Source organism: Streptomyces sp. NRRL S-337 (assembly GCF_000720175.1).
Taxonomy (GTDB): Bacteria; Actinomycetota; Actinomycetes; order Streptomycetales; family Streptomycetaceae; genus Streptomyces; species Streptomyces siderophoricus.
Genome location: NZ_JOIX01000068.1, coordinates 12119 through 33540 on the forward strand (window position 1 = coordinate 12119; position 21422 = coordinate 33540).

Below are 21422 nucleotides of genomic sequence, written 5' to 3' on the forward strand. Positions count from 1 at the left end.
TGCAAGCAGTCAGATCACAGATCAGAGGTGCCGCGCGAGCGCGGCGGCGCCGGCCGTCGCCGCCGCACGGCTCCCTCCTCGTCTTCGCCGCCGGGGCCGCGCGGCGGCGACGCCCGCGCCCACAAGGGGCGAAAAACCAGGCTGGGGGTGGGGCGGTCGGCTCCACGGCTTTACCCACCTCCCCGGTTCGGGTCCCGCGTCGAGCAAGACCAGGGGGCCACTCGTTCAAATTCCGGGCAGCTCACAAGCCTGCCCGAGTTGCCGTCAAGCGTACGGCCCCCTGATCATGCCCAACCCCAAACCGGGCAGGACACCAGCCAAACCCGCTCCGCCGACCTCAGCATTTTCTGCAGAATTCACCGCGGTCTCTACCTGAGCAGAGCGGCTGCTAGTGCACTGGTGCGCGGCGGGCTCGGCACCTTTGATCCATTCGACGGGCTTCGTCACCCTTACGCCGCGCCAAATTCGTCCCCCGCATCGCCATCTTAGATAATCCCGGTTATGGCAAATGGTAATGGAGACGGGCTCCACAGCAAGACAGCTCTAGCTTGGTCTTCGGGGTGCTGCGCCGTTGCCGCAGTCGCCGGACACCTCGCACTCTTTTGGAGCGAAGGGGCCGGATGGCGGACGGTAGTTGGAGCCGTCACTGTGATTGTCGCCTTGGCTTCTTTTGCGGGGCTCTACGTAGCTTCACAGAGGGCGCGAATCGCCATTGCCTCCAGTTTTCTGCTGACCTTCCTCGTCGTTTTTTCGTACGTCCTGACCGTTGACAAATTCGCGGCTCTCATCAAGGGGAATATGCTTGTTGATGATTTTCGCAACATCGTAACGGTAATCATCGGATTTTTCTTTGGCAGTGAGGCGGCGGTAGCAGTGACAAAGACATTTAGTACGTCCCGCCTAAAGGAAAGTACTCCGCAGGATGTAAGGCGGGCAGACCGTGATCTTGCTGTGCCCGTCAAGCGTATTTAACGTCTGACCGACCCCGCGAGACTCACGCGTACCTGATCGTCATGGAGCCCGCCAGTGTGGCTGACTGGGGCTCAGAACCGACCGGTGGCCAAGGCCGAATGAGCCTCCAGGGTCGTGTTGATATGCCGTGGCGCCGACCGCTGACATCCGCAACTGACATCAACGACAACAGACGTACCCGCATCGTTGTGGCATTCAGGGAAAGACCCGTCCGGCACATGGCCCATCGGGCCGAGCCTCCGATCGAACTCCTAAGGCGGTGGTCGACCACGGTTCGCACGAGCCCGCTCCCGATGGCCTATCGCCGTCGACGTAGCACATCGAGGGCGCGTAGCAATCGGCCCGCCGGCCAAACGAACCTGGAGGGCGTAAGCGAGTCGTCCGGGGAGCCAGACAGAGAGCCACGGGGAGCCAGACAGGGAGCCAAAGGAAGCGGATCCAGGTGGACCGGCGCGGACTGTCACGCACCGCCGAGGAGCCAACTCCCAGTCCGTAGAGCCCGTTTCCTCCCGCCCTGCCTGTGGCCCCGCTTAGCGGTTCCTTAAGCGCGCCATAAAGATCCTCAGCAACCCGCTTGCGGGGGCGAATTGGCTGTTCAGCGGGGCTAGCGTGCTTCTCGCAAGGCGGCATTGCGGGCCGTCGGCGCCGGTCTCCGGGGGGCGGCGCCGGTGTCCGCGTTCCGACCCCCCACCTTCGGCTGCCTCTTGCGACCGCTGCTTCTCCCCGCTCGACGCACCTGATGAAGGAGACCCCCACCATGACCGTTCGTCGCAAGGCCACCGGGATTGCGCTGGCCGGGATCGCGCCGCTGGCGCTCACCGTGCTCTCTGCGGGGCCGGCCGTCGCGCACGGTTCGATGTCGGACCCGGTCAGCCGGGTCCTGGCCTGTTACGCGGAGGGGCCGGAGAGCCCGAAGTCCGCGGCGTGCAAGGCGGCCGTGCAGGTCGGCGGGGCGCAGGCGTTCTACGACTGGAACGGGGTGCGGGACGGCAACGCCGGTGGCAGGTCCCAGCAGAAGATCCCGGACGGCAAGCTCTGCAGCGGCGGCGACGCTCAGTTCAAGGGCCTGGACCTGCCGCGTGCCGACTGGCCGGCGTCCAAGCTGCGGGCCGGTAAGCACACGTTCCGCTACAAGGCCACCGCCCCGCACAGGGGCTCCTTCGAGCTCTACCTCACCAAGCCCGGCTATGACCCGACCAAGCCGCTGAAGTGGTCGGACCTGGAGGCGAAGCCCTTCGTGAAGGTCACCGACCCGAAGCTGACCAACGGGGCGTACGTCTTCGACGGCACGGTCCCGCAGCGGTCCGGGCGGCACCTGATCTACAGCATCTGGCAGCGGTCGGACAGCCCCGAGGCGTTCTACACCTGCTCGGACGTGGTGTTCGGGAAGGACAGCGGCGGTTCCGGGACCGCCACGGCACCCGCGCCGGCCGCCTCGGCGCCGACCGACGGCCAGATCGCGGCGGGTGCGGACAAGTCCTCGATGGACATGGGCCGACACGGTCACCACGGTGGTGGCCACGACGTGACGGCGCCCTCGAAGGGAGGCGGTGCGCCGGCCGCGGACCGGGGTGCGGTCGCCCCGAAGGCCGCCGGCAATGCGGCGCGGACCGACGGGGACGCCAAGCCGGTCAGCGGGCAGCGGCTGGCCGAGACCGGTGGTGACTCCGCCACCGCCCCGCTGGCCATCGGTGGTGCGGCCGTGCTGGCCACCGGTGCCGGGGTGCTGTTCGCCACCACCCGCCGCAAGGCCGCCCGCCACCACGGCTGACACCCCAAGCCCCCACAAGCCCCCCACAGGCCCGGCGGACGCCGGGAGTGCCGCCGCCCCCTCTGCATGTGGGGGCGGCGGCGCGCGTATTGGCGGCGTGCCATGCGTGCCATGTGGGCGGTGTGCCGCGCTACGCGCCGTTCGGGGGCAGCGGTTCGATGACGTCGTTGGCGACGTGCTGGTAGATGAACGAGCTGCGGCAGTCCACCACTTCGCGGCGTTTGAAGACCTGGTCCATCAGGAGCGCGTGCAGCCGGTCGACGTCCGGTACGGCGACGTGGACCAGGAAGTCGTCGCCGCCCGCGACGACGTAGACGCTGAGCACTTCGGGCAGCGAGGTCAGGAACTTCTTGAAGCGCTCGATGACCTCGCGGCCCAACGGGCGGATGCGGATGGCCAGGAGCGCCTGTACGGGGCGGTTGAGGGTGCGCAGGTCCACCGTGGCGCGGTAGCCGGTGATGACGCCCCGGGCGCGCAGGGCCCGGACCCGCTCCAGACAGGTGGAGGGCGCGATGTTGAGCCTGCGGGCCAGTTCACGGTTGGTCTGCCGGGCATCGCGCTGCAGTTCGCGGACAATCGCCGAATCAATGTCGTCCATGAGGACCATGGTGGCGCAGCTGCCGAATTTCATTCGGCAGCAGGGTTTTTTGATCAGGCGAACGGTTACCTTCGGCGACCGTGACCGTACAACAGACTTCTCATTCCGCTTCGACATGCTCGGATGTACGGCGGCTGGGTATCGGCGGTGGTACCGCGTTGTGTGCCGGTGCGGTGCTCGGCCCCGGTGTGCTGACCCTGCCGTCGCTGGCCGCCGCGGCGGCCGGTCCGGCCTCGCTCCTGGCCTGGGTGGTGCTGCTGGCCATGTGCGTCCCGGTGGCCGCCTCGTTCGCGGCGCTCGGCGCGCGGTTCCCCGACGGCGGGGGCGTCGCCACGTACGTCCACCGGGCGATCGGTCCGCGGGCCGCGGCCGTGGTGGGCTGGTGGTTCTACGGGGCGGTGCCGATCGGCGTGGTCTCGGCGGCGTGGATCGGCGGGAAGTACGTGGCCGGCGCGGTCGGCTGGGGCGAGGCGGGTGCGGCGGGGGTCGCCGGGGTGGTGCTGGCCGGTTCGCTGGCCTCCAATGCGGTGGGGCTGCGGATGTCGGGCCGGGTGCAGTTGCTGCTCGGTGGTCTGCTGGCGGCGGTGTTGTTGTGCGCCGTGGTGGCGGCCGCCCCTGAGGTGTCGGCCGGGAACTTCACGCCGTTCCTGCCGGGTGGCGTCTCCTCGGTGGGGTCGGCGGCCTCGGTGCTGTTCTTCGCGTTCGCCGGGTGGGAGGCGGCCAGCCATCTGGCGGGCGAATTCGCCGATCCGGCACGGGATCTGCCGCGGGTGACGCGCCGTACGCTGGCCGTGATCACGGTGCTCTATCTGGGGCTCGCGGTGACGACGATCGGGGCGCTGGGACCGGACGCGGCCCGGACCGACACCCCGCTGACCGAGCTGCTGGCCCGCAGCGTGGGCGCCGCGGCCCGACCGGTGGCCGCCGCGGCGGCGCTCTTCCTGACCTTCGGGGCGGTCAACTCGTATCTGGCCGGGGCCTCCCGGCTCGGGGCCGCGCTCGGCCGGGACGGGGCGGCGCCGCGCTGGCTGGCCAAGGGGGGCGCGCCGGGGCAGGTGCCGCGGCGTTCGCTCGCGGTGCTGGGGGCGGCGGCCGTCGGCCTCGCCGTGGTGGCCGGCGCCGGGAACGCCGATCTTGACGTGCTGATGAGGGCCACCGCCACCTGTCTGGCGGCGGTGACCCTCGCCGGCCTGGCCGCCGCACTGGTGCTGCTGCCGCGTCGCACTCCCCTGTGGTGCGGCGTGGCCGCGAGCGCCGTGCTGACGGCCGCGGTCCTGGTCTTCTCCGGCCGGCTGCTGGTGATCCCGCTGGTCCTCGCCGGTGCGGCGCTCGGCTTCCTGACGCTGCGCCGGGCGCGGGCACGCGGGCGGTGAGGGCGCTCAGCGGACGAGGCGGCGCAGCAGGCGGACGTAGCGGCTCCAGCGGGCGGGCCGGGCGACGCGGCCGGTGCAGGCGCGTTCGGCGCGGTCCAGGCTGTCCTCCAGGCACGCGTCGTGGAGCTGGCGGAAGGCCAGCGGCCAGCTGAGCCGGGCCGGGCCGCGGGCGCGCATGGCGAGGGTGTGGCGCAGCAGGGTGCGCTCGGGGCCGAGCGGGTGGACGGTGTACTCGTGGAAGCCGTCGAAGCCCCGCGGGCCGCTGAAGGTGAAGCGCACCCAGCGGCCCGGGACGTACGCGGCGACGGTGTAACGGACCGGGCCGTGGCCGCCGGCGGCTCCCGCCGCGAGCGGGCCGTCGAACACCATCGGGGGCCAGTCGCGGCCCGGCCAGAGCCGGTCGCCGGCGCCGGACAGGCCGTCGATCAGCAGGCCGGCCTCGGCGTCGGGGACGGGCAGCACCCGCTCGTGCACGTTGTAGACACCCATCGGGCGGCCTTTCCGTGAGGCGTGGGGCAGGCGCCGGCTCGCGGGCAGGCGCGGGGCCGGCGCAGTGCGGAACAGTTTTGGAGGGCGCCCTCCAATATTATGGAGAGTACCCTCTAGAACATGGCCAGGCCACCCCGTTTCGACATCTCACAGCTCCTCGACGCCGCCGTACGACTGGCGGCCGAGCACGGGCCCTCGGGCGTCACCATGTCCGCGGTCGCCCAGTCCGTCGGCGCCCCCAGCGGCTCGCTGTACCACCGTTTCGCCGGCCGCCCGGCCCTCCTCGCCGAGGTGTGGCTGCGCACCGTCGAGGGCTTCCAGGAGGGCTATTTCGCGGCCCTGCGCTCAGGGGACGGGCCGCGGGCCGGGGGCCGGGCGGCCTCCCGGCACGTGGTCGCGTGGAGCCGCGCACACCCCCAGGAGGCCGCGCTGCTGCTCTACGGGGCGCACGAGTTCGGCCGGGACGACTGGCCGGAAGGCCATCTGCGCCGTGCGGACGAGGGGAACATGCGGGTCCGGGCGGCGGTGGCGGCGCTCGCGGGCGCCCTGGGGCTGCACGGCGAGCTGGGCCTGGAGCGGGTGTCGCTCGCCGTCGTCGACCTGCCGCTGTCCCTGGTGCGCCGCCATCTGCGCGGTGGGGAGCCGCTGCCCCCGCACGCCGAGGAGCTGGCCGAGCAGTGCACCGACGCCCTGCTGACCGTGGGCTGAGAGCGCGCCGCGGGGAAGGCGTACGGCCCGGCCCCCGCCGCGCGGGCGGGGAGCCGGGCCGGCCGCCGTCAGCCGTTGAGGCAGGTGGTCGGGGTGGCGTGGGCCGGGTCGAGGGCGTTGGCCGTCTCGTGGAAGGCCACGGGGTCGACGGTGCCGATGGCGACGTGCTCCGAGAGGTCGATCGCGCACAGGTCCTGGAGCAGGACGTTGCGCACGTCGGGGCCGTCCAGGTAGCCGCTCCGGTAGGGCGTGACGACCTCGTCGTACCTGGTCGCGATCACGGTGTAGTGCACCCCGGGAACGGTGTCGCCGCCCGCGTTGAGGCGGTTGAGCACGTCCGAGCCGACGATCTGGTCGGTCAGCCCGGGGGTCGCCTTGCTCAGGTACTGCTTGGCTCCGGGGAAGTGGTCCAGCAGGCGGGTCAGCCCGTCGAGATCGGTGCCGTGGTTGTCGGGGGCCAGCCCGACCAGCGCGTTCACCTTGTCCGCGCCGCCGTGGAACTTCAGGTAGACGCGCGCCATCATGCCGCCCTGGGAGTGGCCGACGAGGTCGACCTTGCGTGTGCCGGTGGCGGCGAGCACCTGGTCGACGTAGGTGGCGAGCTGCCCCGCGGAGGCGTCGACCGGGCCCAGGCCGTGGAAGAGCGGTACGCCGGGGAGCTGGCCGTAGTCCAGGGAGAAGACACAGTAGCCGCGGGCCACCAAGTAGGGCGCGAGACCGAGCCAGTTGTCCACGGAGTTGCCGAGGGTGCCGTGTACCAGGACCACCGGCCGCGGGTGGACGGTGGAGGGCTTGCACGAGAAGTCGTTCCAGCCGCTGCGGACGGTGGGGGCGTCGGCGGCGGCGGGAGCGGTGGCGAAACCAAGGGCGAGGGCGAGGGCGGGCAGCAGGGTGAGCGTTCGGGACCAGCGCAGCTTCATACGGTGCTCCTTGCGAGGGGGGTGTGAGGGGGGTACGAGGGTGAGGAGACTCCGAGGTGCTCGGTGAGCCGTTCACCTGCGATCCGGATCGCAAGGGCCAACGCAGTTGACTGGCAAGTAAGTTACGGCCGGGTAAGCAAGAAGGACCAGTCGTGTGACGGTGAAGGAAAGCGCACACAACCCTCACCGGACGGACGGGGGTCGAACCTCCCGTTCCGTGCTGCCGTGCCCGCCGTGTCGGATACCTCACTCATGCGTCCCGGACGGGCCGGTTGTCAGACCCGTCGCGTACCGTCGATACCGCGTTGACCAGGCAGGTGACGGAGGGGAGACACCGATGGAGACGACGGCGGACGGTGCGAGAACGGCGGAGGGCGCGGGACCGGCCGATCAGCCGGGACCGGCGGATCTGACGGGCATCGTGGAGATCTCGTCGGAGGCGGAGCTGCGCGAGCTGATGGGCCATCCGAATTCCCATGCCGCCAACAAGACCCGCCACCGGCTGCACGACCTCGACCGCCAGTGGCTGGCCCGCTCACCGTTCTGCCTGATAGCCACCTCGGACGCCGAGGGCCGGTGCGACGTCTCGCCCAAGGGCGACCCGGCGGGTTTCACCCTCGTCCTGGACGACACCACCCTCGTCATCCCCGACCGCCCCGGCAACAAGCGCATGGACGGCTTTGTGAACGTCCTCGTCAATCCGCACGTCGGGCTGAACTACGTCCTTCCGGGGCGCGGCGACACCCTGCGGATCAACGGCCGCGCCCGGCTGCTGCGGGACGCCCCGTTCTTCGACCGGCTGGTCGTCAAGGGCAATCGCCCGCGGCTGGCGCTGCTGGTGGAGGTCGAGGAGGTTTTCTACCACTGCTCCAAGGCGTTCCTGCGCTCGGAGTTGTGGCGGCCGGAGACCTGGGAGCCGGATGCGGTGCCCTCGCGGGCGCGGATCGTCAGGGCCGTCGAGGCCCAGGACCGGTCGCTGGCGGAGCTGGAGGAGCACTACGGCCCGCGGTATACGGAGCGGCTCTACGGCTAGACCGCTCCCGGCCCGTGGGGCTCAGTGCCGGCCGGCGCCCGGGCCGGGGGGCTTGGTGCCGTGCTTGGGCGGGGGTGTGCGGCGGGCGGCCGGGCCGAGGGTCGCCGCGGGGCGCACGGCGCCGGCGCCGAAGCGGGCCCGGGCCCGGTCGACGGCCGCCTCGATGCGGTGCGCCTTGTCGTCGGACGGGTCGAAGCTCAGCTGCCGCGCGGCGAGTTCGGCGCGGCACAGGTCCTCGGCCCGTAGCGCCACGGACCGCACCCGGGCCCGCTGCAGCCCGAGCGCGGCGTGCAGCGCATAGGCCGCCTCGGTCAGCGCGGGACCGTGGGCGGTCGGTTCGGCGAGCCGGCGGGTGCGGGTCGTCGTGGAGCGGTCGGCGTAGCGGACGGTGAGGGTCAGCGCGCGAGCCACCTGCCCGGTCGTGCGCAGCCGTGCGCCGAGGTCGTCGGCGAGCGAGAGCAGCGCCCGGCGGCGGCGGTCCGGGTCCAACTCGTCATGGGTGAAGCGGTGTTCCGCGCCCATCGAGCGGGCGACGGCATTGGGCACCACCGGCGTGGGATCGATGCCGCGGGCCCGGTCCTGGACGACCCGGCCGGTCCGGGCGCCGAGGATCCGCTGCAGGGTCCCGGGCGGTGCGGCGGCGATCCGGCCGACGCTGTCGAGTCCGTACGCGGAGAGCGCGCGGGCGGTCGCCGGGCCGACGCCGTGCAGCGCCGAGGCGGGCCGGCGGTCGAGGAAGGCGGTGACGGCTTCGGCGTCGTCGGGGACGGTCCGGATCTCGCCGGGCGCGGCGGCCTGCGCCGCCATCCGGGCGAGCAGCGGGTTGGCGGCGATCCCGATGGTGCACCGTACGCCGTGCCAGGCCAGTGCGCGCAGCCGGATCAGCTCGGCGATGCCCGCCGCGTCGCGGTCGAAGTAGCGCAGCGCACCGCGGACGTCCGCCAGTGCGGCGTCCGGCGGAAGCGCCTCGACCATCGGTGTGAACTGCGCGAGAAGGCCGAGGAGTTGCTCGAACTGCCCGGCGGCCACCGGGGTGTCGTGGGCGTTGCGGAAGCGGACGTGGAGCATGCCGGGCGGCCGCGCGGCGCCCGGAGGTCGCGGCGGCGGGGCGGGGGGACGGGTCGTGGGGGTCATCCCGCGCTCCCGGGGCTGGCGTGCCACAACTTCCGCCCGGTGGCGGCGCGTTCACCCGGCGGCTGGAGGTCGGCCCAGGGGTGCAGTTCGTAGCCGGTCTCCAGCCGGATGGTGCGGCCCGGTCCGGCGCCGGCCGGTTCGGGCTCCGCCCCTTCGCCGGGGCCCTCTGCGGGCTCTTCGCCGGCGCCCGGGCCGGCTGCTGTGCCCTGCCCGGCCGCGGGCCGGTCCGGCTCCGCGGCGAGCCGGGCGGCGACCGCCTCCAGGCCGCCCTCGCGGCGGAGTTCGGCCAGTTCGGCGAGGTTCCAGGCGGCGCTGCCGACCACGCTGAGGCTGCGCGGCCCGCGCCGCTGGACCGTGCCGCGCACCAGCAGCAGCCAGGAGTGGAAGACGGTGTGGGCGCAGGCCTCGTGGGAGTCGTCGAAGAAGGCGCAGTCGACCAGGCCGGTGCTGTCGTCGAGGGTGGTGAAGATGACCCGGCGGCCGGAGCGGACCGGCGGGGTCTGGGTGGCCGCCTTGGCCCCGGCGACCAGCACCGTCTCGCCGTTCCTGGCATCGCGCAGCAGCCGGGCCGGCAGGGCGCCCAGTTCGGTCAGGAACTCCCGGTGGTCGGCCATCAGATGGCGGGAGGCGTCCATGCCGAGGACGCCGAGCTCGGCGCTGAGCCGTTCGACGTCGCTGAGGTCGGGCAGCCCCGCGGGCGGGGCGGGGTCGGCCCGCCGTTCCTCCAGGTCCGTGTGCAGCGACAGCTGACCGCCGGTCGCCTGCCGCCCGTGGTGGTGCAGCTCGGAGACGTACAGCAGCAGGTCCCGCCGGTTCGCGCCGAAGGCGTCCAACGCACCCACCCGGGCGAGGCGTTCGGCGATCGGGCGGGACGGCCGGGCGCGCTGCCACAGATCCTGGAGGGAGTGGTAGGGCTGCCCGTCCGCGATCCGCCGCGCCTCGGCCTCGCTCATGCCGTGGACGTCACGGAGCGCGAGCCGCAGCCCCCAGGCGTCCTCGACCCCCTCCCGACCGGACACCAGTTCGATCCGGTGGGTGACCGCCGAGCGGTTCACGTCCAGCGGCAGCACCGGCACCCCGCGCCGCCGGGCGTCCGCGAGCAGCAGCCGCTTGGGGTACATCCCCGGCTCATGGGTGAGCAGCCCGGCGTAGAAGGCCGCGGGATGGTGGGCCTTGAGCCAGGCGGACTGGTAGGTGGGCACCGCGAAGGCCACCGCGTGCGCCTTGCAGAAGCCGTACGAGCCGAATGCCTCGACGATCTCCCAGGTCCGCGTGATCACCTCGGGTGCGTAGCCGCGCCGTTCGGCGCGCTGGGCGAACCAGGCGCGCACCCGGCCTTGCAGCTCCGGCTCGGACAGTGCGCGCCGCATCTCGTCCGCCTCGTCCCGGCCGCAGCCGGTCATGATCCGCAGCACCTCGATGACCTGTTCGTGGAAGACCACCACGCCGTAGGTCTCGCGCAGCGGCTCCGTCAGGTCCGGGTGCGGATAGCGGACGGGTGTGCGGCCGTGCCGGGCGTCGATGAAGGGCCGGACCATGTCGGCGGCGACCGGGCCCGGACGGAACAGCGAGATGTCGACCACCAGGTCGTGGAAGGTGGCCGGCTGCAGGCGGCCGATCAGATCGCGCTGGCCCGGCGACTCGATCTGGAAGCAGCCGAGCGTCTCGGTCGAGCGGATCAGGTCGTAGGTCGCCGGGTCGCCGGCCGGCACCTGCGCGGGGTCGTCGAGGTCGAGCCGGCGGCCGGTGGCCCGGCCGATCTCGGCGACCGCGTGCGCCATCGCGGACTGCATGCGCACGCCCAGCACGTCGAGTTTGAGCAGCCCCATCTCCTCCACGTCGTCCTTGTCGAACTGGGACATGGCGAAGCCCTCGCCGCTGGTCGGCACGACGGGCGTGCGGTCCAGCAGCGTGGCGTCGGAGAGCAGCACCCCGCACGGGTGCATGGCGATGCCGCGCGGCAGGGCGTCCAGCGCCTCGACCAGTTCCCACAGCCGTTCGCCGCCGTCCTCCCGGACCCCGCGCAGCTCCGGCAGCTCGGTCAGCGCGGCCCGGGCGTCGCGGGCGCGGATGTGCGGGAACGCCTTGGCGAGCCGGTCGACCCGCGCCGGGTCCATGCCCAGCGCGGCGCCCACGTCCCGTACGGCGTGCCGGACGCGGTAGGTCTCGGGCATGGAGACCGTGGCGACCCGTTCGGCGCCGAAGCGGTCGAAGATCGCGCGGTAGACCTCCAGCCGGCGGGCGGACTCCACGTCGATGTCGATGTCCGGCAGCGCGGCCCGCCGCGTCGACAGGAAGCGCTCCATCAGCAGCCCGTGCTCGACCGGGTCGGCGTGCGCGATGCCGAGGAGGTGGTTGACCAGGGACCCGGCGCCGGACCCGCGGGCCGCGACGCGGATGCCGCGCTGCCGGATGTCGTCGACGACCTGGGCGACGGTCAGGAAGTACGAGGGGTAGCCGAGCCGTTCGATCGTGCGCAGCTCGTCCTCCAGCCGGGCCCAGCGGACCCGGTCGCGGTCGTGGCCGCGCAGGACCATGCCGGCGGCGCAGCGCGAGCGCAGCACCCGGGCGGCGGTGCGGCGTTCCGCGCCGACCAGGTGGGGTTCGGGGAAGTGGATCCGGCCGAGCCCGATGTCGTCCTGGGGGTCGACGAGGCACTCCCCCGCCGTCTGCTCGGTGATGGCGAGCAACTGGTGGGCCAGGCCGCGCCGGAAGCCGGCCGCCTCGGCGATCCGTTCGGCGGTGCGGCCCATCGCGGCGGCGTCCTTGAGCCAGCGCTCGCCGCTGTCCCAGGACTCGGGGCGGTGCGGGTCCACCGGCACCAGGCGGCGGGCGGAGTCCAGGACGTCGGCGACCGGTCCCTGGCCGGGGTCGGCGTAGCGGACCGCGTTGGTCAGGACGGCGCGGATGCCCTGGTCGACGGCGAAGCCGAGGGTGCGGGCGGCCAGCCGGGTGGAGCCGGGGCCGCTGCCGGGCCGGGCGTGGTCGACGACCTCCAGTCGCAGCGCCTCGCCGTACCGCTCGCGCCAGGGGGCGACGAGCCGGGCGGCGCGGTCGGGGCGGCCGGCGGCCAGTGCCCGGCCGATGTCGGAGTCCGGGCCGAGCAGCACGGTGAGTCCGTCCGCGGCGGATTCCAGCTCGCTCCAGGAGAGGACGGGCCGGTCGCCGCCGCCCGCGTGGGCGGCCGAGACCAGCCGGCACAGGGCGGCCCAGCCGGCCGCTCCGTCGCGGGCCAGGAAGACGGCGCGGGCGGCGGACTCGTCGATGAAGGCGCCGCCGCGCACCGGGGTGCGCCGGCGGGTGGTGGCGGCCGGGGGGTCCGGGGTGTGCTCCGCGACGGCCAGTTCCGCGCCGAAGAGCGGGCGGATGCCGGCCTCCGCGGCGGCCCGGGCGAACCGTACGGCCCCGGAGAGGCCGTCCCGGTCGGTCAGGGCGAGGGCGTCCATCCCGCGTTCGGCGGCGCGCTCGGCCAGCCGCTCCGGATGGGAGGCGCCGTAGCGCAGCGAGAACCCCGAAGCGGTGTGCAGATGCGTGAACCCGGGCATCCGCACCTCCTGCACCTCACCGCCCCCCGGCTGACCTTGTGTCCCTCGTTCCTCACCTCCACCATAACCCGCTCGTCGAACATTCGTACGAACAACACGCCGGGGCGCCCCCGGAAGATCGTCTGCGCACCCTCCACCGTTCAGCCCATCCGTTCTGCACCCACCCATCGGAGATCGCAAGATATGGGGGCAAAAGCCGTCTTCCGGTGGGCCGGATGCCGGTGGACGAACCTGCGGCGAGGAGTGACGGATGGCCACCACGGACGACGGCACCCGCACCACCTTCCTCGGCGAGGTGAAGAGCGCCGTGACACCGCACGCCTCGCTGCTGGTGCTCGGCGTCCTGGGCCTGATGATCGCGTTCATCACCTCGTACACCGGCGCCTTCCACCACCCCCGGCCGACGGACGTACCGCTCGGCGTGGTCGCTCCCGGGCCGGCCGCCCGGCAGGTGGTGACGCGACTGGACCGGCTGCCCGGCTCCCCGCTGGACCCGCGCGCGCTGCGCTCCGAGCGCCTGGCGCGGCAGCAGCTCGCCGACCGGACCATCGACGGGGCACTGATCGTCACGCCGCGCGGCACCACCGACCGGCTGCTGGTCGCCGGCGGCGGGGGCGCCTCACTGTCCCAGGCGGTCGAACTGGCCGTCCGGGCGGCCGAGAAGGCCCAGGGACGCACCGTCCGGACGGTCGACGTCACCCCCGCCGCCCCGGGCGACAGCCGCAGCCTGTCGTCCTTCTACCTGGTCGTGGGCTGGTGCGTCGGCGGCTATCTGTGCGCCGCGATCCTCGCGATCAGCGCCGGGGCGCGGCCGTCCAACGGACACCGGGCCGTCATCCGGCTGGCCGCCCTCGCGCTGTACGCGATCGCCGCCGGGCTGGCCGGCGCGATCGTCGTCGGCCCGGTCCTGGGCGCGCTGCCCGGCACCTTCGCCGGGCTGTGGGGGCTGGGCGCCCTGGTGGTCTTCGCGGTGGGGGCCACGACGCTGGCCTGCCAGGCCCTGCTGGGCATCATCGGCATCGGCCTGGCGATCCTGCTGATCGTCATCCTGGGCAATCCGAGCGCGGGCGGCGCCTACCCGTACCCGCTGCTGCCGCCGTTCTGGCACGCCATCGGCCCGGCCCTGCCCCCGGGCGCGGGCACCTGGGCGGCGCGCTCGCTCGCCTACTTCGACGGCGCCGCGGTGACCGGCCCGCTGCTGGTGCTCGCCGCCTGGGCGGTGGGCGGCACGCTGCTCACGCTGCTGCTGTCGGTCTTCCTGAAGAAGGACCGCCCGAGGGGCCGGCCCCCGGAGGAGGAACGACTGCCGGCCTGAACCACCGGGCGCCGGCCCGGACGCACCGGTATCCGCACCGTACGAAGGAGCAACCCCATGGCCCTCCCCGCCGACCAGCTGTCCCACCCCGCGGTGCGCGCACTGGTCACCGCCCTCAACGCCAACGACGAGCGGGCGTTCTTCGCCGCCCTCACCCCCGACGCGACGATGTCCGACGACGGGTCCGACCGCGACCTCCGGGAGTGGACCGACCGGGAGGTCTTCGGCTCGCGCGGGCACCTGACGGTGCGGTCGCAGTCGGACGACGGGCTGTCCCTCGTGGCGGACTACCGCAACGACACCTGGGGGGAGATGCGGACGCGCTGGGAGTTCACGGTGACGGACGGGAAGGTGAGCCGGTTCGAGACCGGACAGGCCTGACGTTCCTTCACCAACTTTTGGTTGACCACCAGTTGGGCACGGTCACATGTGTGTGCCGCCGTCGATCCGGATCTCCGTGCCGGTGATGAACGCGCCGTCCTGCGAGGCGAGCATCGCGATGACGCCGGCGACCGTCTCCGGGCCCGCGAAGCCCTCGCCGATGGCCGGAGCGAGCTTGGCGAACAGCGACATGTCGGCGTCCTCGGGCAGGCCCGGGCCGCGGCCGCTGGTCATCCCGCTGGCGATGGAGCCCGGTGCGACACACACCGCGCGCAGCCCCTGCTTGCCGTATTCGGCGGCGATCGCGTGGGTCATGGACTGGATGCCGCCCTTGCTCGCCGCGTACGCCGCCATGTAGGGGTGCGCGAACGAGGCCGAGGTGGAGCTGAAGTTGACCACGACCGGGGACGTGCCCTCCAGGAGGGCGGGCAGTGCCTCGCGGATCATCAGGAACGTGCCGGTCAGGTTGGTCGCGATGATCCGGTTGAAGAGCTCCAGGCTGGTCTCGTGGGTGTGCGCGGAGCGCAGGATGCCGGCCGCGTTGACCAGCACATCCAGGCCGCCGAGGCCGCCCACCGCGGCGGCGACGCCGGAGCGGACCGCCGCCTCGTCGGCTATGTCCAGCACCGCGGTCCGCAGCCGGCCCGCGGCACCGTCCGCGGCGGCCCGGGCGGTGGTGGCCGCCAGGCCCGCGGCGTCGACGTCCGCCGCGACCACCCGGCCGCCCTCGGCGAGGATCCGGTGGACGGTGGCCTGCCCGATGCCGGAGCCGGCCCCGGTGATCAGGACCCGGCGTCCCTCGAAGCGGTTCATGGTGGTGCTCCCTTCGCGATGGCGACGATCGGCGCTGCGGCGATCGTCGTGCACGGTACGCCGTAATGGCACGATGTGCCAAACACGCGTGATGTGCCGACATGCCACCATGCTCCGTAAGCTGAGCCCATGTCCGCCGAGTCCGTGCCCACCGAGCCCCGTCCCGCGGCGCCCGCCGCCCGCCCCTCGCTCACCGAGCGGCGCAAGGCCGCGACCCAGTTGGAGATCGCCCGCTGCGCGGCGGCGCTGTTCGCCGAGCGCGGCGCCGCGGTCACCGCCGAGGAGATCGCCCGCGCCTCCGGCGTCGCGCTGCGCACCTTCTACCGCTACTTCCGCACCAAGGAGGACGCGGTGGCGCCGCTGCTCTCCGTCGGGGTGCGGCAGTGGATCGACGATCTGGCGGCCCCGCCGGCCGGGGCGGCGGCGCCCACGGTCCGCGAGGCGCTGGAGCGGGCTGCCCGCCGGGCGCTGACCCCCGCCGACGAGCCGGAAGGGGAGGCGCTGCGCCGGACCCGCGGGCTGCTGCGGGCGATGCCCGGCGATCCGGCGCTGCGCGCGGTCTGGCACCGGGTCCACCACGACGCCGAGGAGGCGTTGCGGCCGGTCCTGGCGCGGATGACGGGTGCGGACGCGCCGCAGGTCCGGCTGGCCGCGGCCGCGGCGAACACCGCGCTGCGGGTCGCGGTGGAGGAGTGGGCGGCGGATGACGGGCCGGTGGACGGGCCGCGGGGGCCCGGCGAGCTGGTGGCCCGCGGCATGCGGGCGCTGACGGCCGGACTGCCGGAGCTGGACGGGCCACCGAACGGGCGGTCCGCCCCCCGGGATTGAGGGCGCCCGCACCCCGATTGCGTACGAAAACGCGGCGGGTAAGGCGGCCCGCCGCCGACCGCCTGTTACCTCGAAGCGCGGCCCAGGCCGTACGGAGGCAGCCTCCGGCCCCCCTCTTCGGCCAATCGACGGAGATCAAAACCCGCCCGAACGACCGGTCGGCGGCCGGATTGCTTCCCTCCCGGTCATCGTGGCCCTTGCCCCCCGCACGATGCACGGGGCATCCCGGCTGGCCGCACCGGGCTTCCCGAACGTTCCCCCGAACCCCTCCCGTCAGGTTCGCGCCATTACTCTCAGCTTTCACCCAACGACTCAAAGCGATCGGCGAATGCCCACTCAAGGTGCTTTCGGGACGTGTTTCGACCAAACTCCCGTCCGGTATCTGCACCTTCGAGCAAAGGAGTGTTCGTCATGCGGTACACCACTGGGGCGATCGCGCTCGGCACGGCGCTGGTCCTCGGCACGCTGGCCACCAGCGCCCAAGCCGTCGCCGCCCCAGCACAGCCCGCGCGCAGCGGCGGTCTCTACGCACCGTCGGAACTGGTGCTGACGGTCGGCCAGGGCGACAGCCGCGCCAACGCCACGGTCCAGCGCGCGGTGTCGCTCAGCTGTATGCCGGTGGCCTCCGGCAGCCACCCGGCACCGAAGGCCGCCTGCGCCGAACTGCGGGCCGCGGCCGGTGACTTCAACACGGTCACCAGCCCCAAGTCGGACCGGCTGTGCACCAAGGAGTGGGCCCCGATCGTCGTCACCGCCGACGGTGTGTGGCAGGGCAAGCGGGTGTCGTACACCTACACCTACGCCAACTCCTGTGTGATGCGCGCCGGTCTGAGCTCGGTCTTCGAGTTCTAAAAGCGCCGCACCCAGAGGTCCCCGGGCACCGGTGGGTGGTGCCCGGGGACCGCCACGTGCGGGGACCGCCGGTGCATAGGCTTCGCCCATGACCGACATCAACACCCGTCCGCCGCACGGGCCTTCGGGCCGGACCGGGGTCGCCGTGCTCTCCGACGTCCACGGTGTGCTGCCGGCCCTGGAGGCGGTGCTCGCCGAGCCCGACGTCCGCGCCGCCGAGCGGATCGTGCTGACCGGCGATCTGCTCGCCGGGCCGCTGCCCCGCGAGACCCTCGCCGCGCTGCGCTCCCTCGGGGAGCGCGCGGTGTGGGTCCGCGGCAACGCCGACCGGGAGCTGACCGACGGTCCGACGGGCCGCGGGGAAGACGGCCCGTCGGACCCGGTCAGCGCCTGGGCGGCCGGCCGACTCGGGCCGGAGGAAAAGGAGTTCCTCCGGTCACTGCCCACCTCCGTCACCCTGGAGGTGGCCGGGCTCGGACCGGTCCTGTTCTGCCACGCCACGCCCCGGGACGACGAGGAGATGGTGCTCGTCGACTCGCGGCCCGAGCGCTGGGCCGAGGTACTGGCGGAGCTGCCCGACCCGGTACGGACCGTGGTCTGCGGACACACCCACATGCCGTACGTCCGGCTCACCCACGGGCGGCTGGTGGTCAACCCCGGCAGCGTCGGCATGCCGTACGGCAGGGCCGGTGCGCACTGGGCACTGCTGGGGCCCGGCGGCGGCGCGGTCACCCTGCGGCACACCCCCTTCGACTACGACGCGGCCTGCGCCCGGATCGCCCGGGATTCGGGCTTCCCGTCGGCGGCCGACTGGGCGGATACGTACGTACGGGCCCGGGTTTCGGCCGAGGAGGCACTGGCCGCGTTCGGGCCGGGCGACGGGCGGGCGACGGGCTGACCCCGCGGTGCACCGGCCCCCGGACGGGTCCGGGGGCCGGCACCCCGGGAGCATGCCGGGACGGGTCCTGGACTACGGCCGCGGATCAGCCGATCTGCGCGCCGTAGGCCTTCAGGGCCTCCGGGACCGGCTGGAAGAAGGTCTCGCCGCCGCCCGAGCAGTCGCCGCTGCCGCCGGAGGTGAGGCCGATCGCGGACTCGCCGTCGAAGAGCGCGCCGCCGCTGTCGCCGGGCTCGGCGCAGACGTCGGTCTGGATCAGCCCTTCGACCGTGCCCTCCTGGTAGTTGACGCTGGCGTTGAGGGCCTTGACGGTGCCGTCGTGGACCTGGGTGGTGCTGCCGCTGCGCTGCACCTTCTCACCGACGGTGGCCTCGGCGGCCTTGGTGATCTTCTGGGTGCTGCCGTTGTAGAGGTCGACCTCGCTCGGGTGCTCGGTGTTCCCGGTGTACTTGGCGAGGGAGTAGTCGTCGCCGGGGAACTTGGAGTCCTCGGTGGTCGCGATCTCCGAGCCGCCCTGCTTGTCCGACCAGCTCTTGACGGCGTTGCCGCAGTGGCCGGCCGTGAGGAAGTAGGGCTGGCCGTCCTTGACGACGTTGAAGCCGAGCGAGCAGCGGGCGCCGCTCCCCCAGATCGCGTCACCGCCACCGATGAAGGGCCTGAACTCCCCCTTGCTGTGCCGGAGTTCGATCTTGTCGCCGAGGCTCCGGGTGACCTCGGTGAGCCGGTCCAGCTTGCTGCCGGTGACCGTGCGGTCGGCGGTCACCACGACCTTGTTGCTGCGCGGGTCGATGCCCCAGGCCGTGCCGGGGATGGTGGCCTTGGCCTTCAGCGTCTGCCGGGCCGCGTCGAGCTGGGCGAGGGTGTGCTTGACGAGTCTGGCCTCGGCGCCCTTCGCCCGGACGGCCTTGGCCGCCGTCTCGCTGACGACGTTGACCACCAGCTTCTTCGCCTGCGCGTCGTAGTACGCGCCGGCCGTCCCGGTCTTGAGCTGGGACGCCAGGGTGGTGGCCGCGGCGGAGGTCAGCCTGGCCACCGTGGGGGCGGTGGGGGCCGGGGACGCCTGGGCGTTGGCGAGGGTGACGGTGGCGGTGGCGGCGAGGGCGAGCGCTCCGGCACCTGCCAGGACGGCGCGCCGGTCGGGTATGCGTCGGTGCTTCAACTCAGAGCCTCCCGTGGGGGGAAGGGCCCGGACTGTGGGGAGTCGCACGGGCCCGGAGAGTGAGATCCGGCACGAACGAACCGCCCCGCGGCGCAGCACCTCGGAGGGTCGCGTTCATGCCAACGTGCGGAGCCGAGTATTCCCACCCGTCTCAGTCGGGCACAAGACCGAGTTCCGGTCTCACGTACGGGAGTTCACGGTTCCGCCACATCGCGGTCACACCGATATCCGCGGACCGCGCTCCTGAGTGCGGACATCAACCGGGGTGCGCGTCGCCCCGGGCGGGCGCGTATGTGAGGGTCCGGTCCGGCCGGAAAACGCCCCCGCCGCGGAGCGGCGGGGGCAGGGGGCGGGCGGACCGGCTCAGCGGAGGTCTTCCGGGAGGTCCACCGGCACGTCGGCGGGCAGGTCCACCGATGCCTCGGTCGGCAGGTCCACGGGCAGGTCGGCCGGGTGCTCGACGTCGGGGAGCACTTCCAGCCGCTCCTCGCCCGGCAGCGGCTCCTCCGCGGCGGTCGCGCCGTCCGGGCGGCGCACCGGCTCCCGCCCGCCCGCGGCCTCCGGCGGGCCGGCCGGGACCTGGCCCTGCTGTGCGGAGCGCTCCAGGAACCGCAGCAGCTCCACGGGGAACGGCAGGACGAGGGTGGAGTTCTTCTCGGCGGCGACCGCCACCACTGTCTGCAGCAGCCGCAGTTGCAGCGCGGCGGGCTGGTCGGACATCGCGGCCGCGGCCTCGGCCAGCTTCTTCGAGGCCTGCAGCTCGGCATCGGCGTTGATCACCCGGGCCCGCCGGTCGCGGGTGGCCTCCGCCTGGCGGGCCATCGACCGCTTCATCGTCTCCGGCAGCGAGACGTCCTTGATCTCCACCCGGTCGACGGTCACGCCCCAGCCGATGGCCGGGCTGTCCATCATCAGCTCCAGACCCTGGTTGAGCTTCTCGCGGTTCGACAGCAGGTCGTCCAGCTCGCTCTTGCCGATGATCGACCGGAGGGAGGTCTGGGCCATCTGGGAGACCGCGAAGCGGTAGTCCTCGACCCGGATGACCGCGTCGGCGGCGTCCACGACCTTGAAGTAGACCACCGCGTCGACCCGGACCGTGACGTTGTCGCGGGTGATGCCCTCCTGGGCGGGCACCGGCATCGTGACGATCTGCATGTTGACCTTACGCATCCGGTCGATGCCCGGGATGATCATGGTGAAGCCCGGCGGCCGGACCGCGGAGGTCAGCTTCCCCAGCCGGAGCACCACACCGCGCTCGTACTGCCTGACCACCCGCGCCGCCGCCATGAAATACACCGCGCCGGCGCATGCCAGTCCCACTCCGGCCGTCACCAGTTCTTCGACCATCACGGCCCCCTGAGGTGTGCCGTATACCGTCCGTGTTCGGGCTGCTTTTCCATGGTATGCCCGGGTCCGGAAGGCGGTCGAGGCGCGGGCGAGGGGGTGCCGGCCGGGTCCCCGTCCGCCGGCTGACGGGGGCCCGGCCGGTCCTGCCCGGTCAGGAGACGCTCACGTCCCGTCCGGTCAGTAGACGCTCACGCCGTACGCGCTGAGCGCCTCGGTGACGGGCTGGAAGAAGGTGGTGCCACCGGAGGTGCAGTCGCCGCTGCCGCCGGAGGTCAGGCCCAGGGCCTTGGTCCCGGAGTAGAGCGGGCCGCCGCTGTCACCGGGTTCGGCGCAGACGGTGGTCTGGATGAGTCCGGAGACGATGTCGCCGCTGCCGTAGTTGACGGTGGCGTTCAAGGCGGTGACCTTGCCGCTGTGGATGCCGGTGGTGGAGCCGCGGCGGGTGACGGACTGGCCGACGCTCGGGGTGCCGGCGCTGGTGATGTCCTGACTGCCGACGGTGCCCGGGTGCGACAGGGACGTGTTGGTGTACTTCACGATGCCGTAGTCGTTGCCGGGGAAACTGGTGCCGGTCGTCGGGCCGATGCTCGTGGTGTCCGAGGAGCTGGTGTACCACGGCGGCTTGCCCTCGGTGCAGTGACCGGCCGTCAGGAAGTAGTAGGTGCTGCCGCTGCGGACGTTGAAGCCCAGCGAGCAGCGCCAGCTCGGTGCGTAGATGGCGTCGCCGCCGGAGATGAACTTGCGGAAGGTGCCGGCGGTCCGGTCGATGCGGAGCGCACCGGCGTTGGCGCCGGCGGCCCGCTGGATCTTCGCGATCTCCGCCCGGGAGACGGTGCGGTCGGCGGTGACGACCAGGGTGTGGGTCGCGGGGTCGACCCGCCAGGCGGTGCCGGCGACATTCGCCGCGCGGACCGCGTCACCGGCGGCCGTGAGCCGGGCGGCGCTGAAGGTCTGTGCGGGGGCGGGGTTCTGGGCACTGGCGGTCGGGACGGCGATGGCGCAGGCGGCCACCAGTCCGGACGCCACGGCGATCAGCCGGGTGCGTCTCGCCACGCCGCTGCGGGGGGTGGTGCGCTCGTTCCTCACTGATTCCTCCGAGGGGATCGGGGGGCCGCCGGTGGGCAGCCCGGTGAGGCGCAGCCGAAGGGCACGCGGAATCCGCACGTTCATTTTTTGCGTGCCCCTGACAAGCGCTGAGCGGGAGTCTCCGGCGCACCACCCGTTGAGCGCAAGAGGGCTTCACGCATGTCTCGCGCCGGAAAACCGCCCGACACCTCAACACCGCG

General features: G+C 72.9%; 19 protein-coding genes. 10 read left to right on the forward strand and 9 right to left on the reverse strand.

The genetic code is table 11. The features are described 5' to 3' along the window. The first annotated feature begins 501 nt into the window (after positions 1-501). The gene (locus tag IG62_RS47480; protein WP_158795151.1) at positions 502-972 is read left to right on the forward strand and encodes a hypothetical protein; all 471 of its coding nucleotides are present in this window, start codon (positions 502-504) and stop codon (positions 970-972) included. 757 nt (positions 973-1729) lie between these two features. Beyond that, positions 1730-2743: a lytic polysaccharide monooxygenase gene (locus IG62_RS0132145; RefSeq protein WP_030811463.1), complete on the forward strand. Its 1014-nt coding sequence runs from the start codon at positions 1730-1732 to the stop codon at positions 2741-2743. A 130-nt stretch (positions 2744-2873) separates the two neighbouring features. On the opposite strand, the gene IG62_RS0132150 is transcribed toward IG62_RS0132145, so the two are convergent. Further along, positions 2874-3341: an Lrp/AsnC family transcriptional regulator gene (locus IG62_RS0132150; protein ID WP_030811467.1), complete on the reverse strand. Its 468-nt coding sequence runs from the start codon at positions 3339-3341 to the stop codon at positions 2874-2876. Between the two features lie 158 nt (positions 3342-3499). Here IG62_RS0132150 and IG62_RS0132155 point away from each other — a divergent pair, with 158 nt between their 5' ends. Next, positions 3500-4714 carry an APC family permease gene (locus tag IG62_RS0132155; protein ID WP_078872380.1) on the forward strand — a complete coding sequence of 405 codons (1215 nt, stop codon included), beginning with the start codon at positions 3500-3502 and terminating at the stop codon, positions 4712-4714. A 6-nt stretch (positions 4715-4720) separates the two neighbouring features. On the opposite strand, the gene IG62_RS0132160 is transcribed toward IG62_RS0132155, so the two are convergent. Then, the gene (locus IG62_RS0132160) at positions 4721-5203 is read right to left on the reverse strand and encodes a hypothetical protein (RefSeq protein WP_030811473.1); all 483 of its coding nucleotides are present in this window, start codon (positions 5201-5203) and stop codon (positions 4721-4723) included. A 120-nt stretch (positions 5204-5323) separates the two neighbouring features. Here IG62_RS0132160 and IG62_RS0132165 point away from each other — a divergent pair, with 120 nt between their 5' ends. Further along, positions 5324-5911: a TetR/AcrR family transcriptional regulator gene (locus tag IG62_RS0132165; protein WP_030811476.1), complete on the forward strand. Its 588-nt coding sequence runs from the start codon at positions 5324-5326 to the stop codon at positions 5909-5911. Positions 5912-5979: 68 nt separating this feature from the next. Here the strand turns inward: IG62_RS0132165 and IG62_RS0132170 are convergent, their stop codons facing one another. After that, the gene (locus IG62_RS0132170) at positions 5980-6831 is read right to left on the reverse strand and encodes an esterase/lipase family protein (protein WP_030811478.1); all 852 of its coding nucleotides are present in this window, start codon (positions 6829-6831) and stop codon (positions 5980-5982) included. A gap of 457 nt (positions 6832-7288) precedes the next feature. Between IG62_RS0132170 and IG62_RS0132175 the strand changes: the two genes are divergently transcribed. Further along, positions 7289-7864 (forward strand): pyridoxamine 5'-phosphate oxidase family protein, encoded by a 576-nt coding sequence (locus IG62_RS0132175; RefSeq protein ID WP_051798896.1) that lies wholly within the window; start codon positions 7289-7291, stop codon positions 7862-7864. A 21-nt stretch (positions 7865-7885) separates the two neighbouring features. Here IG62_RS0132175 and IG62_RS0132180 read toward each other — a convergent pair whose 3' ends face one another. Next, complete coding sequence (locus IG62_RS0132180; RefSeq protein WP_037839834.1) at positions 7886-8998, reverse strand: DNA polymerase Y family protein; 1113 nt, start codon at positions 8996-8998, stop codon at positions 7886-7888. Further along, complete coding sequence (locus IG62_RS0132185) at positions 8995-12543, reverse strand: DNA polymerase III subunit alpha (RefSeq protein WP_030811484.1); 3549 nt, start codon at positions 12541-12543, stop codon at positions 8995-8997. The genes IG62_RS0132180 and IG62_RS0132185 overlap by 4 nt, the downstream gene beginning before the upstream one ends. A 250-nt stretch (positions 12544-12793) precedes the next feature. Between IG62_RS0132185 and IG62_RS0132190 the strand changes: the two genes are divergently transcribed. Further along, positions 12794-13858 (forward strand): membrane protein, encoded by a 1065-nt coding sequence (locus tag IG62_RS0132190; RefSeq protein WP_030811487.1) that lies wholly within the window; start codon positions 12794-12796, stop codon positions 13856-13858. Positions 13859-13915: 57 nt separating this feature from the next. Then, entirely contained in the window at positions 13916-14239 is a 324-nt protein-coding gene (locus tag IG62_RS0132195; protein ID WP_030811489.1) for a hypothetical protein, read from the forward strand. Positions 14240-14281: 42 nt separating this feature from the next. Here IG62_RS0132195 and IG62_RS0132200 read toward each other — a convergent pair whose 3' ends face one another. Beyond that, positions 14282-15052: an SDR family NAD(P)-dependent oxidoreductase gene (locus IG62_RS0132200; protein WP_030811492.1), complete on the reverse strand. Its 771-nt coding sequence runs from the start codon at positions 15050-15052 to the stop codon at positions 14282-14284. Positions 15053-15196: 144 nt separating this feature from the next. Here IG62_RS0132200 and IG62_RS0132205 point away from each other — a divergent pair, with 144 nt between their 5' ends. From IG62_RS0132205 to IG62_RS0132215, 3 genes are all read left to right on the forward strand, one after another. Beyond that, entirely contained in the window at positions 15197-15880 is a 684-nt protein-coding gene (locus IG62_RS0132205; RefSeq protein ID WP_037839836.1) for a TetR family transcriptional regulator, read from the forward strand. A 411-nt stretch (positions 15881-16291) separates the two neighbouring features. Beyond that, positions 16292-16732: a subtilase-type protease inhibitor gene (locus IG62_RS0132210; RefSeq protein WP_030811498.1), complete on the forward strand. Its 441-nt coding sequence runs from the start codon at positions 16292-16294 to the stop codon at positions 16730-16732. An 88-nt stretch (positions 16733-16820) separates the two neighbouring features. Further along, positions 16821-17630, forward strand: a complete 810-nt coding sequence (locus IG62_RS0132215; RefSeq protein ID WP_051798890.1) for a metallophosphoesterase family protein — start codon at positions 16821-16823, stop codon at positions 17628-17630. 85 nt (positions 17631-17715) lie between these two features. Here IG62_RS0132215 and IG62_RS0132220 read toward each other — a convergent pair whose 3' ends face one another. From IG62_RS0132220 to IG62_RS0132230, 3 genes are all read right to left on the reverse strand, one after another. Further along, positions 17716-18789, reverse strand: coding sequence for a S1 family peptidase (locus IG62_RS0132220; protein ID WP_030811504.1), 1074 nt, complete (start codon positions 18787-18789; stop codon positions 17716-17718). 363 nt (positions 18790-19152) lie between these two features. After that, positions 19153-20136: a slipin family protein gene (locus tag IG62_RS0132225; protein ID WP_051798892.1), complete on the reverse strand. Its 984-nt coding sequence runs from the start codon at positions 20134-20136 to the stop codon at positions 19153-19155. Between the two features lie 177 nt (positions 20137-20313). Further along, positions 20314-21222 carry a S1 family peptidase gene (locus tag IG62_RS0132230; RefSeq protein ID WP_030811510.1) on the reverse strand — a complete coding sequence of 303 codons (909 nt, stop codon included), beginning with the start codon at positions 21220-21222 and terminating at the stop codon, positions 20314-20316. Positions 21223-21422 lie beyond the last annotated feature (200 nt).